The sequence below is a fragment of the Streptomyces guryensis genome, assembly GCF_021261325.1.
GTDB lineage: Bacteria > Actinomycetota > Actinomycetes > Streptomycetales > Streptomycetaceae > Streptomyces > Streptomyces guryensis.
The window spans coordinates 78,381-92,759 of record NZ_JAJSBI010000028.1 but is presented as its reverse complement, the minus strand read 5'-3'; the positions used below and the strand labels follow the sequence as shown (position 1 = coordinate 92,759).

Annotated in this window: 11 protein-coding genes; 6 read left to right on the top strand and 5 right to left on the bottom strand. The window is 71.1% G+C overall.

Annotated elements, in window-relative coordinates:
• Window positions 1-209 precede the first annotated feature (209 nt).
• Genes atzF through LJ657_RS38600 form a run of 4 tightly spaced genes read right to left on the bottom strand, consistent with a single transcriptional unit; the run spans window position 210 to window position 6,824 of the window.
• Window positions 210-1,883: an allophanate hydrolase gene (atzF, locus tag LJ657_RS38615; protein WP_269787435.1), complete on the bottom strand. Its 1,674-nt coding sequence runs from the start codon at window positions 1,881-1,883 to the stop codon at window positions 210-212.
• Window positions 1,880-5,392, bottom strand: coding sequence for a 5-oxoprolinase/urea amidolyase family protein (locus LJ657_RS38610; protein ID WP_232654218.1), 3,513 nt, complete (start codon window positions 5,390-5,392; stop codon window positions 1,880-1,882). Before LJ657_RS38610 ends, atzF begins: the two co-directional genes overlap by 4 nt.
• A complete protein-coding gene (locus LJ657_RS38605; protein WP_232654216.1) occupies window positions 5,389-6,003 on the bottom strand; it encodes an urea amidolyase associated protein UAAP2 in 615 nt (204 codons plus the stop codon). The genes LJ657_RS38610 and LJ657_RS38605 overlap by 4 nt, the downstream gene beginning before the upstream one ends.
• Window positions 6,000-6,824, bottom strand: coding sequence for an urea amidolyase associated protein UAAP1 (locus LJ657_RS38600; protein ID WP_232654201.1), 825 nt, complete (start codon window positions 6,822-6,824; stop codon window positions 6,000-6,002). Before LJ657_RS38600 ends, LJ657_RS38605 begins: the two co-directional genes overlap by 4 nt.
• 538 nt (window positions 6,825-7,362) lie before the next feature.
• Here LJ657_RS38600 and LJ657_RS38595 point away from each other — a divergent pair.
• The 6 genes from LJ657_RS38595 to LJ657_RS38570 all read left to right on the top strand — a co-directional run bounded on the left by LJ657_RS38595 (window position 7,363) and on the right by LJ657_RS38570 (window position 12,985).
• Entirely contained in the window at window positions 7,363-7,998 is a 636-nt protein-coding gene (locus tag LJ657_RS38595; protein WP_232654186.1) for a TetR/AcrR family transcriptional regulator, read from the top strand.
• A 316-nt stretch (window positions 7,999-8,314) separates the two neighbouring features.
• Window positions 8,315-9,907 (top strand): sensor histidine kinase, encoded by a 1,593-nt coding sequence (locus tag LJ657_RS38590; RefSeq protein ID WP_232654183.1) that lies wholly within the window; start codon window positions 8,315-8,317, stop codon window positions 9,905-9,907.
• Window positions 9,904-10,311, top strand: coding sequence for a roadblock/LC7 domain-containing protein (locus tag LJ657_RS38585; protein ID WP_016434374.1), 408 nt, complete (start codon window positions 9,904-9,906; stop codon window positions 10,309-10,311). Before LJ657_RS38590 ends, LJ657_RS38585 begins: the two co-directional genes overlap by 4 nt.
• Window positions 10,308-10,721 (top strand): DUF742 domain-containing protein, encoded by a 414-nt coding sequence (locus LJ657_RS38580; RefSeq protein WP_232654180.1) that lies wholly within the window; start codon window positions 10,308-10,310, stop codon window positions 10,719-10,721. Before LJ657_RS38585 ends, LJ657_RS38580 begins: the two co-directional genes overlap by 4 nt.
• A complete protein-coding gene (locus LJ657_RS38575) occupies window positions 10,702-11,322 on the top strand; it encodes a GTP-binding protein (RefSeq protein WP_232654178.1) in 621 nt (206 codons plus the stop codon). The genes LJ657_RS38580 and LJ657_RS38575 overlap by 20 nt, the downstream gene beginning before the upstream one ends.
• 178 nt (window positions 11,323-11,500) lie before the next feature.
• The gene (locus LJ657_RS38570; RefSeq protein WP_232654176.1) at window positions 11,501-12,985 is read left to right on the top strand and encodes a cytochrome P450; all 1,485 of its coding nucleotides are present in this window, start codon (window positions 11,501-11,503) and stop codon (window positions 12,983-12,985) included.
• A gap of 92 nt (window positions 12,986-13,077) precedes the next feature.
• Here LJ657_RS38570 and LJ657_RS38565 read toward each other — a convergent pair whose 3' ends face one another.
• Complete coding sequence (locus LJ657_RS38565) at window positions 13,078-14,025, bottom strand: terpene synthase family protein (RefSeq protein WP_232654174.1); 948 nt, start codon at window positions 14,023-14,025, stop codon at window positions 13,078-13,080.
• Window positions 14,026-14,379: the final 354 nt, after the last annotated feature.

Here is a 14,379-nt window from a genome sequence, read left to right as displayed (position 1 = left end):
CCGCGGGCGGGGCGGCGTGCTGCTGGGCGCCGGGTTCTGAATCATCGGGCCGGGGAGTGAGGCGGCAGGCCGTCCGATTCGCGGGGCGGAGCGTGGCGCTTTCACGGCGCGTCGGCCTCGTGGGGGCCGCGGTTCGTCGCCGCGACGGTCTGTCGGCGCCGCAACCTGAAGAGCGTCGGCTGGGCCTCCACCGGGTCGGCCGAGTGGGGTCAGCGGCTGAGGTATGCCCGCCAGCTGCCGTATGACGTGATGTCCTCGGCGTCCGTGAGGGCGGACGGTTCGCACAGGAAGCCGGGGACGCGGGTGCCGTCCGCCAGTTCCACGCTGCCCAGGGTCATCGGGCGGGGGAGCGTCGCCAGCAGGCGGCCCAGGCCCTCCGTCGGGAGGGCCCAGACCTCCGTCTCGATCGCCGTGCCGCCCTCGCCGACGTGGACGAGGCCCGGCTTCGGGGGCGTCGTGCGCAGGGCGTGCAGGCGGTAGGCGGGGGCGGTCGTGGTCGTACGGTCCAAGCGGGCGCCCAGGGCCAGGAGTTGCGGGTTGAGGGGCTGGCCCGTCAGGTGCGCGCCCACCACCGCCACCCGCGTGTCAGGCTGGAGCAGTGCGGCGATCCGGGCCAGGCGTTCGTCGCTGAAGGCCGGGCCGATCAGCATCACGCCGAACGGCAGACCGTTCACCTCGCCCGCCGGGACGGCGGCCGCCGCCAGGTCGAAGAGGTTGGTGGAGTTGGTGAAGCGGCCCAGGCGGGCGTTGGCGCCCAGCGGGTCGGCGGCCACCTCGGCGAGGGTCGGGTGGCCGGGGGTGGTGGGCAGCAGCAGGGCGTCCGCGTCGGCCAGTTCCGCGAGGGCGCGGGCCCGCAGGGCGGCCAGGCGGTCGGCGTCTGCGTAGAGCCGGTGGGCCGGGATGTCGCGGGCGCGGGTGATGATGCCGGCGACGGTGGGATCGAGGCCCGCCGCGCCGTCTGCGATCGCCTTGTCGACAAAGGTGCCGACCGCCGTGTAGCGCTCGGCGACGAAAGCGCCCTCGTAGAGCATCGCTGCCGCCTCGGTGAAGGCCGTCAGGTCGAGGGTGCGGATGCCGGCTCCGGCCGCTTCGAGCCGGCGTATCGCCGCCTCGTACGCCTCCGCCCAGCCCTTGTCCAGCTCACCGAGCTGCTCCCGCGGCGGGACCGCGATGCGCCACGGGCCGGGAGCCCGCTGGGGCAGCGGCGGGAGTTCGCGGTCCGGCGGGGAGGTCATCAAGGACAGCGCCTGCTCGGCCTCCGGGAGGGTGCGGGCGAACACCGTCACACAGTCGAGGGAGGCGCAGGCCGGGACCACGCCCGCCGTCGGGACCAGACCGCGGGTCGGTTTGAGGCCGACGATGCCGTTGAACGCGGCCGGGACCCGGCCCGAGCCCGCGGTGTCCGTGCCCAGCGCGAGGTCGACGATGCCCAGCGCCACGGCGACGGCCGAGCCGGAGCTGGAGCCGCCACTGACGCGGGCGGGATCGTGTGCGTTGCGGACCGCGCCGAGGGGCGAGCGCGTGCCCACCAGACCCGTCGCGAACTGGTCCAGGTTGGTCGTGCCCAGCACGATCGCTCCCGCCGCGCGCAGGCGGGCGACGACCGGTGCGTCCGCCTCCGGCTGGTAGGCGTACGCCGGGCAGCCCGCGGTGGTGGGCAGACCGGCCACGTCGATGTTGCCCTTCGCCGCGAAGAGGCGTCCGGCAAGCGGCAGTTGCTCACCTGCCGCCACCCGGGCGTCGATGGCGTCCGCCTCCGCCTCGACCTCGGCCCGCGGGCGCAGGTCGATCCAGATCTCGGGACGGTCCACGGCCTCGATGCGGGCGTAGGCGGCACGGACACGGTTCACAGCGGACATCTCTTGCTCCTCGGTGTGGTTCAGTGCGCGGCCGGGGCCAGGACCAGCAGTGCCGTCCCCGCCTCCACCTGGTCGCCCGGCACGGCCAGGATCTCCGCCACCACGCCGTCGATCGGGGCGTGCACCCTGGACTCCATCTTCATCGCCTCCAGGGCGAGGAGCGGCTGTCCGGCCGTCACCTCGTCACCGGGCGACACGATCAACTGCCATACGCAGGCGGCGAATTCGGCCTCGACAAGGCGGCCGCCCGCCGGGATGGTCACCTCGGCCGGAGGAGCCGCCGGTGCGGCCGCCGCCTCGGCCCGGGTGAACTCGCCGACGGCCTCCCAGGCGTCCCGCTCCGCGGCGAAGGCCGTCTGCTGCCGGGCCCTGAACTCACCGATCGACTCGGCGTTCTCGTCCAGGAAGCCCTGGTACTCGGCGAGTGAGAAAGTGCCCTCCTCGATGCGCGGCACGAAGCGGCCGGACGTGATGTCCGCGCGCAGGTCGAGGAGTTCGTCCGCGTCCACCGGATACCACCTGATGCGGTCGAAGAAGCGCAGCAGCCAGGGCGAGCCCGGCTCGAACGCGCCGCGCTGCTGCCACCCCGACCACACCTGCGTCGTACGGCCCACGAACTGGTAGCCGCCCGGGCCCTCCATGCCGTAGACGCACAGGTACGCCCCGCCGATGCCGACCGAGTTCTCGGCGGTCCAGGTGCGTGCCGGGTTGTACTTCGTGGTCACCAGGCGGTGGCGGGGGTCGAGCGGGGTCGCCACGGGGGCGCCCAGGTACACGTCTCCCAGGCCCAGTACGAGGTACTCCGCGTCGAAGACCGTGTCGTACACGTCGTTCACCGACTCCAGGCCGTTGACCCGGCGGATGAACTCGATGTTCCACGGGCACCAGGGGGCGTCGTCACGGACACCCGCCATGTAGCGGGCGATCGCCTCGCGGGTCGCCGGGTCGTCCCAGGAGAGGGGGAGGTGCACGGTGCGGGAGGGGACGACGAGCTCGTCCGTGGGCGGGAGCGTCGCCGTGATCTCCCGTACCGCGGCGAGGAGTTGGTGCTGGGGCAGGCGGCTCGGGTCCGTCCGGATCTGCAGTGAGCGGATGCCCGGTGTGAGGTCCGTGACGCCTTCGGGGCCCTCCTCGGCCACCGCCTCCATCAGCGCGTGGACGCGCATGCGGAGAGCCAGGTCGAGCTGCATGGGCCCGAATTCGACCAGCAGGTTGTCGTCGCCGCTGCGGCGGTAGGTGATGTCGCCGTCGCGGGCCAGTATGCCGCCGTCCACGATGTCCGCGCGGGGCGAGCCGTCGACGGTCACCGGCGCGAAACGCACCGTGTCGCCCGGGCGCAGCTGGCCCAGCTTCCACCGCTCGCCGGTCAGGACCGTGGCCGGGCAGACGAACCCGCCGAGGGAGGGGCCGTCCGGGCCGAGCAGCACCGGCATGTCGCCGGTGTAGTCGACGGCACCGACGGAGTACGGGGTGTCGTGGATGTTGGACGGGTGCAGGCCCGCCTCGCCGCCGTCGGTGCGTGCCCAGCGCGGCTTCGGGCCGACCAGCCGCACGCCGGTGCGGGCCGAGTTGAAGTGGACCTTCCAGTCGGCGGCGTAGAAGTCGCGGATGTCGTCCTCGGTGAAGAACTCCGGTGCCGCATGGGGTCCTTCGGCCGCGCCGAGGTGCCATACGGCGGTGAAGGACGGGCGGTCGTCGACAGGCACCGGGGTGCCCTCGGCGACCGTACCGCCGTGCAGTACGTCGCCCGTGCGCAGCGCCCGGCCGCCGTGCCCGCCGAACCGGCCGAGTGTGAAGGTGCTCGCGCTCCCCAGGAAGCCCGGTATGTCCAGGCCGCCGGCGAAGAGCACATAGGTGCGCAGGCCGTGCTGTGACGGTGCGCCGATCTCCAGTACGGCACCCGCCGGCACCGTCACCGGTTCCCACTGGGGGGCCGCCGTCCCGTCCACGCTCACGGCCGCCGGGGCGCCCGTCACGCACACCGTCGTCGGGTGCGTGAACCTCAACGACGGCCCCCGGAGCGTGCATTCGAGACCCGGGGCACCCTCCTGGTTGCCGAGCGCCCGGTTGCCGAGCCGGAAGGACAGGTCGTCCATCGGGCCGCTCGGCGGCACGCCGACCTGCCAGTGGCCGGTGCGGCCGGGCCAGTCCTGCACGGTGGTGAGGGTGCCGCCGGAGACGACCTCGACACGCGGCGTCGGGTCGGTCACGGAGGCAAGCGTCGCCGTGGAGTGAGCGGCGGCCTGGAAGTCCCGGTCGGCGAGCGCCGCGCGCACCAGGCCCAGGTTGGTCTCGATGCCGTCGACGCGGGTGCGGGCCAGTGCCTCGTCCAGTCTGCGGAGCGCGTGGGCGCGGTCGGGGCCGTAGGCGATGACCTTGGCGAGCATCGGGTCGTACGACGTCGTCACCTCGGTGCCGGTCTCCACCCAGCCGTCGAGACGCACGCCCGGCGGGAACTCGACCCGCGTCAGCAGGCCGGCGCTGGGCCGGTGTCCGTGCGAGGGGTCCTCGGCGTAGAGGCGGGCCTCGACGGCGTGGCCGCGGGGTGCGCCCGGTTCGCGTACGACGTCCGACTCGCCGCGGGCCAGGCGCAGCATCCAGGCGACGAGGTCGACGCCGTAGATCTCCTCCGTGACCGGATGCTCCACCTGGAGGCGGGTGTTGACCTCGAGGAAGTGCGCCTCCTCGCGGGCGGCGTCGTAGACGAACTCGACGGTGCCGGCGGAGCGGTAGCCGACGGAGGCACACAAGTCGCGGGCGCTCGCGGCGAGTTGCTTGCGTATGCGATCCGGGAGGTCCGGGGCCGGGGCCTCCTCCAGCACCTTCTGGTTGCGGCGCTGGAGGGAGCAGTCGCGGTCGCCGAAGGTGACGACCCGGCCCTCGCCGTCGCCGAAGACCTGCACCTCGACATGGCGGGCGTGCTCGACGAGCCGCTCCAGGAAGACACCCGCGGAGGAGAAGGAGGCGGCGGCGACGCGCTGCACCCGCTCCCAGGCGTCGGTCAGTTCATCGGCTGACCGACATGCCGACATACCGATACCGCCGCCGCCACCGGTCGCCTTGAGCATGACCGGGTAGCCGATCACGGTGGCCTGCGCCAGGGCCTCCTCCACAGAGGCCAGCAGTCCCGTCCCCGGCGCCAGCGGCACACCCGCCGCCTCGGCCGCCGCCCGCGCCGTGTGCTTGGCGCCGAACAGCTCCAGCTGCCCGGGGGTCGGGCCGACGAACACGATCCCGGCGTCCTCGCAGCGACGCGCGAAGGCCGCGTCCTCGGACAGGAAGCCGTAGCCGGGGTGGATCGCCCCCGCGCCGGTGTCCTTGGCCGCCTTCAGCACCAGGTCGGCGCCGAGGTACGACTCCTTCGCGGGCGCCGGGCCGAGCCGTACCGCCTCGTCGGCGAGCCGCACGTGGGGGGCGGAGCGGTCCGCATCGGAGTACACGGCGACCGTGCGCAGGCCGAGTTCGCGGGCGGTGCGGATGATCCGGACCGCGATCTCGCCCCGGTTGGCGACCAGCAGCGTGTCGAAGCTCATGCGTCGGCCCCCGAAGCCGCGGCCCCGATCGTCATCTCCACCGCCGTCGGCTCGAAGCCGTTGCACGGGTTGTTGATCTGGGGGCAGTTGGAGACCAGGACGAGGACGTCGCGTTCGGCGCGCAGGGTCAGCTTCAGGCCCGGCGCGGAGAGGCCGTCGACGATGCCGAGGGTGCCGTCCTTCTCGACGGGCACGTTCATGTACCAGTTGATGTTGGAGACGAGGTCGCGCTTGCCGAGACCGTGTTTCGCGCCCTCGGCCAGGAAGTTGTCCACGCACGCGTGCTGGGACCAGGTGTGGTGGCCGTAGCGGAGGCTGTTCGACTCCTTGGAGCAGGCCCCGCCGACCGTGTCGTGGCGGCCCACGTCGTCGGCGGTCAGCGTCATCAGCGGGGTGTGCTCGTTGGACATCAGCACGCTGCCCGTGGTCAGGAAGATGCTGCCCTGGGCGTGGACGGTGTCGGGGGCGCTGTAGCGGACCGAGGTGTCGTGGGCGTCGTAGACGAGGAAGTCGACTGCCTGGTTGCCGTGCAGGTCGGTGATGGTCAGCGTCTGGCCCGTGCGGACGACGGAGGACCAGGCGGCGCGGGCGGGAACGGTCGTCGTGCTCATGCGAGCCCCCTCGCGGCGAGGAATTCGGTGGTGTTGAGGAAGGCGCGACGGCCCTCGGGCGTGGCCTCCCACAGCGGGTCGCCCGGTACGGTCGGCGCGGCACGCCAGGCGAGGACCTCCAGCGGCGTGCTGACGTAGTCCGGGCGCGGGTCGGCCGGGTGCGGCACGTTGGCGATCAGTACGGTGACGTCCTGTTCGGCGCGGAGGGTGACGCTGCCGCCGGGGCCCGTGGACCCGGTGAAGTCCAGGGCGCCGTCCTCGCGCACCTCCACGCCCTGGAACAAGGACAGCGACGGCGGCAGGTCGCGCGGCCGGAGGCCGTTCTTGGCGGCCGCCAGCTTGAACAGCTCGCGGCCCGCGGGGGAGGCGGACTGCGGGGTGCCGTCGCCGTACCGCTCCGTGTTGCGTACGAGAGTGGAGGTGCCGCACAGCGCGTCGTGCCGCCCGGAGGTGTCGGCGACGACACTGGCGAGCACGCGGCCCTGGTCGGACAGGAGCAGCCGGCCCTCGCCGAGGTAGGCGTTCCACTGGACCTTCACCGTGTCGGCGACGTTCAGCCGCTCCCAGGGCCGGTCGGCCACGTACAGCAGCAGATGGGCGCAGGCGTCGCCGTGCAGGTCGGTCAGGCGCAGCTCCGTGCCGCGGGCCAGCACCCGGTGGGTGTAGTTGCCGCCCGCCACCGTCTCGGCCCAGACCAGATGGCCCGCCGCGCGGGGCGGGCCGGGCCAGGAGGCGGCCGGCACGACGGGCATGGCTTCGGCGTGTGTGCCCTCCTGGGCGCGTGCGTGGTCGCGGGCTCCGTATGTGGTCGCAGTCGCCATTGCGGGACCTCCGGCTCCGGTGTGGTCTCTTCCGGGGTTATTTCTGTCGCCCGACAGAAATTAGAAGGCGGACGGGTCACGGGCGTTGCCCGCGCGTTGCCGACGGGTTACCGGGCCCTCACGAGGACCACCGGCGGCTCACCCGAGGAACGCTGGGGCGCCCGAGGGTGCGTGCTGGTGGGTTTGGGGTCGTCCGGAGACGCCTGGATGGGTCGGGTGTTGCCCGGCGACGCCTGGAGATGGGGCGGGATGCCCGAGGATCCACGAGGTGGGTCGGGGGGCGACGGGGGACCTGGAGGTGAGCCGGGGCGTCCGAGGGCCCTGAAGAGGGGTCGGGGAAACGGGGGCCCTGGAGGTGGCCGAGGTCGCCCGGAGATACCCGAATGCCGCCGGGGGCACGTCGGGAGCCGCTCAAAGGTGGCCGAAGCCGGTCCCAGGGCGGCGAAAGGCCGCCCGCAGATCTGCGTTGGACCGACCGGAGATCTGCGGTGGGCCGACCGGAGATCGTCCCGCCCGGCCGTGTGCGAGGATCGAACGCATGGGAACGCCGGGTGGAGGAGGCGGCCGTCGGGTCGGCAGGCCGCGGGTCGCGCAGCGGCCGGACACCGGGCTGCAGCCGCGCGACGAACTGCTCGCGGCCGCCGCCGAGTTGTTCACCACTCAGGGCTACGCGGCCACCACCACCCGTGCGGTCGCCGAGCGTGCGGGGATGCGGCAGGCATCCATGTACCACTACGTCTCCGGCAAGGAAGAACTCCTCGCCGAGCTGCTGGAGTCCACGGTCACGCCCTCGCTGGCCTGCGCCCGTCAGCTCCTCGCCGACGACGCGAGCCCGCCCGAGGGCCGGCTGTGGGAGCTGTGCCGGACGGACGTGGAGTTGCTGTGCGGCGGTCCGCACAACCTCGGCGGGCTGTACCTGCTGCCCGAGGTGCGCGCCGAGCGCTTCGCCGGCTTCCATGCCGTGCGCGCCGAACTCAAGGACGCCTACCGGCAGTTGCTCGCCGCCACGGCCGCCGGGAGCGCGCTCGCCAAGCACGAGCTCGATCTCCGTACGGACCTGTTGTTCGGTCTGATCGAGGGCGTGATCCTCGTTCACCGCTCCGACCCCGAACGCCCGGTGTCGGTGTTCGCCGAGGCCACGGCGGACGCGGCCCTGCGGATCGCCGGCGTGTGACCGACCGCCGCGGAAGCTGATCTTCACTCGTCACGGTGAGTGTTTTTCGTACGCCCGTACGTCGTGACGCACCGTGTTCGAACAGTGCCCGAGTGTGTAAATGCAGCCGAGGTTACCCCCTGGCCCGGTCCGGTTTCAGGTGCTTGCTGAATATGACACGGTGATGATCCGGTCGGACTAAGCTCGCCCGCAGCGCACCGAGTTGAGGCGTATTCGTGCGCTTGTTCCCAAAAATACCGAAGATCCAGCGCAATCCCATGCGTACCCCACTTGCAAGCTCCCCAGACACCCAGCCGATCTTTTTCAGAGGGCCTACATGGTGAGTGTTCAATCCCCTCCAAGGCGCCGTGAACTTCCTTACGCGCGCGTTCTGTTGCTCCCCGCCATAGTGATGGCCGCAGCCACCGGAGCAGCCGTCGCCCTGGTGACCGTGCCGGCCCGCGCGGCCGTCGTGTGGTGCGGCGCCGTCGCCACGCTCCTGGTGATCGCGACGACGGCCGAAGCGGTACGCCGCGGCCGCACCCTGCGGGCCCTGCGCGAGGAGAGCGCCCGTGACCGTGCGTACATGGAGCGGCGTATCTCCGGACACGACCAGGAGATCCACCGTCTCGCGCACGAGATCGTCCCGACCGCCATCGAGTACCTGCGCGGCGGGCATTCGCCCAGAGAGGTGGTCCGCCAGCTCGGCCGCATCGACCCCGCCTACGCCGAACTGCCCAAGGCCCAGGTGGCGTTGGTCAAGCGGATGCTCGACATCATCGACACCGAGGAAGCCCTGCGGGACTCCTCGCAGCGTTCCTTCGTCAACATCGCCCGCCGCGTCCAGGCGATCGTGCACCAACAGGCCAAGGAACTCCGGGAGATGGAGGAGGACCACGGCCGCAACCCCGAGGTCTTCGACGACCTCCTGCGCATCGACCACGGCACCGCGCTGATCGGCCGCCTCGCCGACTCCATCGCAGTGCTCGGCGGCGGCCGCCCCGGACGCCAGTGGCCGCAGCCCGTACCGCTGTACAGCGTGCTGCGCGGCGCCATGTCCCGGATCCTGGAGTACCGGCGCATCTCGCTCGACAACATCGCCAAGGTCAACATCCGCGGCATCTCCGTCGAGCCGGTCATCCACGCCTGCGCCGAACTCCTCGACAACGCCACGCGCTACTCGCCGCCGCAGACCAAGGTGCACGTCATCGCGACCGAGGTGCAGACCGGCATCGCCATCGAGATCGAGGACGCCGGCGTCAGCCTCAGCGAGGAGGCCCGCGCCAAGGCGGAGTCCATGCTGGAGCGCGCCCAGGCCGGCGTCGATCTCCAGGAACTCGGCGACTCCCCCCGGCTGGGCCTGGCCGTCGTCGGCCGTCTGTGCAAGGCGTTCGACATGCAGATCTCGCTGCGCGCCTCCGCATACGGCGGTGTCCGCGCCGTCCTCGTCATCCCGCGCGTGATGGTGACCAGCGGCTCCGCGCCCGGCCTCGCCCACGGCATCGGCGCCACCGCGGCGCCCAAGCTGGAACTCGGTGCGCTCGAAGGTCCCAAGCGCGCACCGAAGCGGCGGCGTCCCACCAGCCCGCGCATCCCGGCCGGCGTGTCCATGGAGGACGAGATCCCCGAGGTCACCGAGTGGACCGCGGGCGGCCTGCCGCAGCGCCGTAGCCGGGTCAAGATCCCGCTCAGCCAGCGGCTCGCCGAACAGGCCGCCGCCGAAGAGGCGGAGCGGGAGGCCCGGGCGAGCAGGCCCGCCTGGGCGACGCCGGTGCCCGAACCGGAACCGGAGACGAAGGAAACCGAACCCGGGCTGTGGGTCGAGGCGTTCTGGGAGGGCCTCAAGGGCGACCCGGACCCGACCGCGTTCACCCAGCCGACCAACGAGCCGGCCCGTATCGAGGCCGACGACGAGAGGGACCACAAGTGATCCAGCAGCGAGCCAACTTCGACTGGATGCTCAAGGATCTCGCCGACGGAGTACCGGGCATCGAGATGATCGTGGTGCTCTCCGCCGACGGCCTGCGCATCGCTCGCTACGGGGGCGATCCGGACGCCGCCGACCGCGTCGCCGCGGCCTGTGCGGGACTGCAGAGCCTGGCAGGCGCCGTCGCCCATGAGATCCCGGGCAGCGACGGCCGGATGAAGCTGGTCATCATCGAGATCAACGGCGGTTACTTCTATCTGATGGCCGCCGGAGCCAACGCCTACCTCGCGGTCCTCTCCGACGTGGTGGCCGAACCCGGTCTGATGAGCAACCGCATGCGGGACCTCGTCGTACGCATCGGGGCCCACCTCACCAGTCCGCCCCGGCGCAACGGGCAGACCGTATGACTCCTCCGCAACGCCGGCGGCGATATCCCAGTCAGGAAACCGCGGAACCTCACCCGACACGCCCCAAAGAAGGCCCTGAGGGTGACACGAAGGCCCCGGAGCGGCTCTACGTCGTCGCCGGGCCGGACGGGGAACGCGCCGACATCGACCTGGTCACGTTAATCGTGGCGCGCGCCGACCCGCCGCCTTCCGCCACCCCGGAGCAGACGGCGATGCTCCGGCTCTGCACGGCCCCGCTGTCGGTGGCCGAGCTCTCGGCCTATCTGAGTCTGCCGTTCAGCGTGGTGACCGTGCTGCTGACCGAGATGCTGACGACAGAACTGGTGCAGGCGCGCGCCCCGATCGTGCGGCAGGCGCTCCCCGACCGTTCCCTCCTCGAAGCGGTGATGCATGGACTTCAAAGGCTCTGACACCATCCCCGGCCCACGAACAGAGGATCATCTGCCGCAGACGGCCCAGGCCGCGGTGAAGATCGTGATCGTGGGCGGCTTCGGAGTCGGCAAGACGACGATGGTCGGCTCGGTCAGCGAGATCAGGCCGCTGACCACCGAGGAGACCATGACGCAGGCCGGCGTCGGGGTCGACGACAACTACGGCTCCGAGTCCAAGACGGCCACCACCGTGGCCATGGACTTCGGCCGTATCAGCATCACCGAGCAGCTGGTGCTCTACCTCTTCGGCACCCCCGGCCAGGAACGCTTCTGGTTCCTGTGGAACGGGCTGTTCGAGGGGGCGCTGGGCGCGGTCGTCCTGATCGACACCCGTCGGCTCGAGGTCAGCTTCGACGTCATCGGGCGGCTGGAGGAGCGCGGTGTGCCCTTCGTGATCGCCGTCAACTCCTTCCCGGACGCGCCCCGTTACCCCGTCGCCGACCTGCGCGCCGCGCTCGACCTGGCCGAGGAGATCCCGATCATCGACTGCGACGCGCGCCGCCGGGCCTCCAGCCGGGACGTCCTGATGACGCTGCTGCGCTTCCTGCATTCGCTGGCGCGGGCGAAGGCCCCCACGTGAGTCACGCGCCGATCGAGCCGGGCCGTACGTCGCCCCGTCCCGTCCCCGAGTCGTACGGACCGGCCACCGTCCACCTGAACGACCTCCCCCACGTTTCCGGTTTCGCCCGAACCGCCCGAACCGGGGGACCCCATCACCTCCTGTACACCGGATCCACTTCAGCTTCGGAGCGATCATCGTGACGCCTGAACCCTTCTCCCCGCCCGGTACGGACGAGTCCATGGCCGGTCCGCCCCCCGGCTGCCCAGCGCACGGCATCGGCCCCGGCGGGGCGCGACGGCTGTACGGCCCCGAGGCGGAGGACCTCGGTGCCGTGTACGAGAAGCTCCGCGCCGAGCACGGCACCGTGGCTCCCGCGCTGCTGCACGAGGACGTGCCGATGTGGGTGGTGCTCGGCCACAGCGAGAACCTGCACATGGTGAGCAGTCCCTCGCTGTACAGCCGTGACAACCGGTTGTGGACGGCTCTGCAGGACGGCACGATCAAGCCGGATCACCCCCTCATGCCGCACATGGCCTGGCAGCCCATCTGCTGTTTCGCCGAGGGTGACGAGCACCTGCGGCTGCGCGGCGCGGTCACCGGCGCCATGTCGACCATCGACCACCGGGGCATCCGCCGGCACATCAACCGCGCGACCCAGCACCTCGTCAACAAGTTCTGCGAGGAGGGCAGGGCCGATCTGGTCGGTCAGTTCGCCGAGCACCTGCCGATGGCGGTGATGTGCGAGATCCTCGGCATGCCCGAGGAGTACAACGACCGGATCGTGCAGGCCGCCCGCGACATGCTCAAGGGCACCGAGACCGCCATCGCCAGCAACGCGTACATCATGGACACGCTGACCCGGCTCACCGCCCGCCGCCGCGCCGAACCCGAGGACGACTTCACCAGCCACCTGATCAACCACCCGGCGGGGCTCACCGACGAGGAGGTCGGCCAGCACCTGCGCGTCGTCCTGATCGTCGCGTTCGAATCGACCGCCAACCTCCTCGCCAACGTACTGCGCGTGGTGCTCACCGACCCCGGGTTCCGTGCCCAGCTCAACGGCGGCCAGATGACCGTGCCCCAGGCGGTGGAGCAGTCCCTGTGGGACGAGCCGCCGTTCAGCACCATCCTGGGCTACTTCGCCAAGCAGGACACCGAGCTGGGCGGTCAGCGCATCCGCCAGGGCGACGGCCTCCTCCTGGGCATCGCGCCGGGCAACGTCGACCCGCGCGTACGCCCCGACCCGTCGGCCAACATGATGGGCAACCGATCCCACCTCGCCTTCAGCGGCGGCCCTCACGAATGCCCCGGCCAGGACATCGGCCGTGCCATCGCCGACGTCGGCGTCGACGCGCTGCTGAGCCGCCTGCCGGACGTCCAGCTCGCCTGCGAGGAGGACGAGCTGCGCTGGCGGGCGTCCATCTCGAACCGGCACCTGGTGGAACTGCCGGTCTATTTCGAGCCGAAGCCCCAGCAGGACGTGAAGGCGCTGCCCGGCCACGCCCCCGTGCCGTCACAGCGCAAGGACTGGCAGATCGGCACCATGCAGTCCGAACCGCCCGCCGCTGCCCCGAAGCCCCAGCCGGCCGCACCACCCCGGCAGGCGGCGCCGGCGCCCGCGGAACCGGCCCGCCCGAAGGGCGCCTGGCGCCGCTTCCGGCTGTGGTGGCGCGGCTACTGACGGATCGGTGAACTCCGGCGCCCGCGCGAGCAGTTCGGAGCGGGCGCCGGCAGTCGTTCCCGCGGATCTCCAGTCGGCGGGGCAGTCGTGGCTCACTCGTCGCGGAAGCTCAGCCACTCCATCTCCCCGGTGTACCGGGGAGAGCTGCGGCACCAGTAGTACGAGGACGCGCAGCTCGACCGCAGGTCGTCGACGAAGGCGTAGGTGTTCGCCCGGTCCGTCAGAGAGACGCCGCGGGCTTCCAGCGCGGCCGACAACTGGGCTTCCGCCATGAGGAAGCCGGCGAGGTGCTCACCCAGCATGGACACCACCGCGTCGACCGCCTCCGAACGCGAGCAGCCGCGCTCACGCTCGACGACGAGCACCATATTGTGGGGTTCTCCCTGAGCCGCCTCTTTCTCGAACGAGAACAGGTCGTCGACCAGGTTGAGACACCACACATTCGCGTCGTACAGGGTTCGGAATACCGGATCGGCATATACCTCGGGCGTAAGCTCGAAACCCCTCAGGCGCTCGGTCATGTCGAGTATGGGGGGCATGTATCCGGATCGGTACCGGATATCTCGGTACTCCTCGATCGTGGGGAAGTGACCGGCCGTGATGTTCACAACCTCCGTCAGGAGGGCGTCGAACACTTTCGTCCAGTTGTCTGCCGCGCGCCTGCAGTATCGGGCCGACATCCCCTTGCACTGGCGGGCCCACACATCGGCGAAGAAGTCGACCCGGCTGTCGCCGTTGCCGCCGGCGCCCTCCACGACGGCGGTGAAGGTCTTGATCAGCTTCTCCGCCTCGTGTGCGTCGAGGCCGTCGAAGGCATCGTCGACCAGGAACAGCCAGGCGAAGAAGTCCAGCCCCAGGTCCAGCTCTTCCCCGTGCGCCTCGGGCCACCACCCTCCGACGATGTCGGGGCATCGTTGGGCCAGGTAGACCTTCTCCGGCAGGCCGAAGTTCCACAGCCGCTGCACATGTCCGGGGAGGGCCTTTTCCAGCCGGGGGTTTGTCCGCAGAGCGAACGGTACGTCGAGCTCAAGCGTCGGCATAGCGATGTCCTCATCACGAAGAGTGGCTGACGATCTTGTAGGTGAGCATCTCCCTCGAGCACAGGGCGTGGGAAGCCCGGAACTGGACAGGTGTAGTCACCACGCGTATCGCTCACTGCGCCGACAGGCCATCCGCTGGATGGGGTCACGGCGTGCGCGTCGCAGGTAATGTGGGAGCGCGCATTCCGCTCTGTGTTCGCAATTCAATCCGCACCAGAGGTGATGCGAGCGATGCGGCCGTTCCTTAACGCCGCGTGCGTCCGACAGCTGCTCGAGAGCCTCCTGCGCAGAGCCCTTCCAAGTCGGTATGTACGGGGTTACTGCCTCGATCTCAACGCGACTTGGTGCCATGAC

Coding starts and splice junctions, on each gene's coding strand:
- LJ657_RS38610 (WP_232654218.1), bottom strand. CDS start 5,392: ATGAGCTTCGACACGCTGCTGGTCGCCAACCGGGGCGAGATCGCGGTC.
- LJ657_RS38605 (WP_232654216.1), bottom strand. CDS start 6,003: ATGAGCACGACGACCGTTCCCGCCCGCGCCGCCTGGTCCTCCGTCGTC.
- LJ657_RS38600 (WP_232654201.1), bottom strand. CDS start 6,824: ATGGCGACTGCGACCACATACGGAGCCCGCGACCACGCACGCGCCCAG.
- LJ657_RS38595 (WP_232654186.1), top strand. CDS start 7,363: ATGGGAACGCCGGGTGGAGGAGGCGGCCGTCGGGTCGGCAGGCCGCGG.
- LJ657_RS38590 (WP_232654183.1), top strand. CDS start 8,315: ATGGTGAGTGTTCAATCCCCTCCAAGGCGCCGTGAACTTCCTTACGCG.
- LJ657_RS38580 (WP_232654180.1), top strand. CDS start 10,308: ATGACTCCTCCGCAACGCCGGCGGCGATATCCCAGTCAGGAAACCGCG.
- LJ657_RS38575 (WP_232654178.1), top strand. CDS start 10,702: ATGGACTTCAAAGGCTCTGACACCATCCCCGGCCCACGAACAGAGGAT.
- LJ657_RS38565 (WP_232654174.1), bottom strand. CDS start 14,025: ATGCCGACGCTTGAGCTCGACGTACCGTTCGCTCTGCGGACAAACCCC.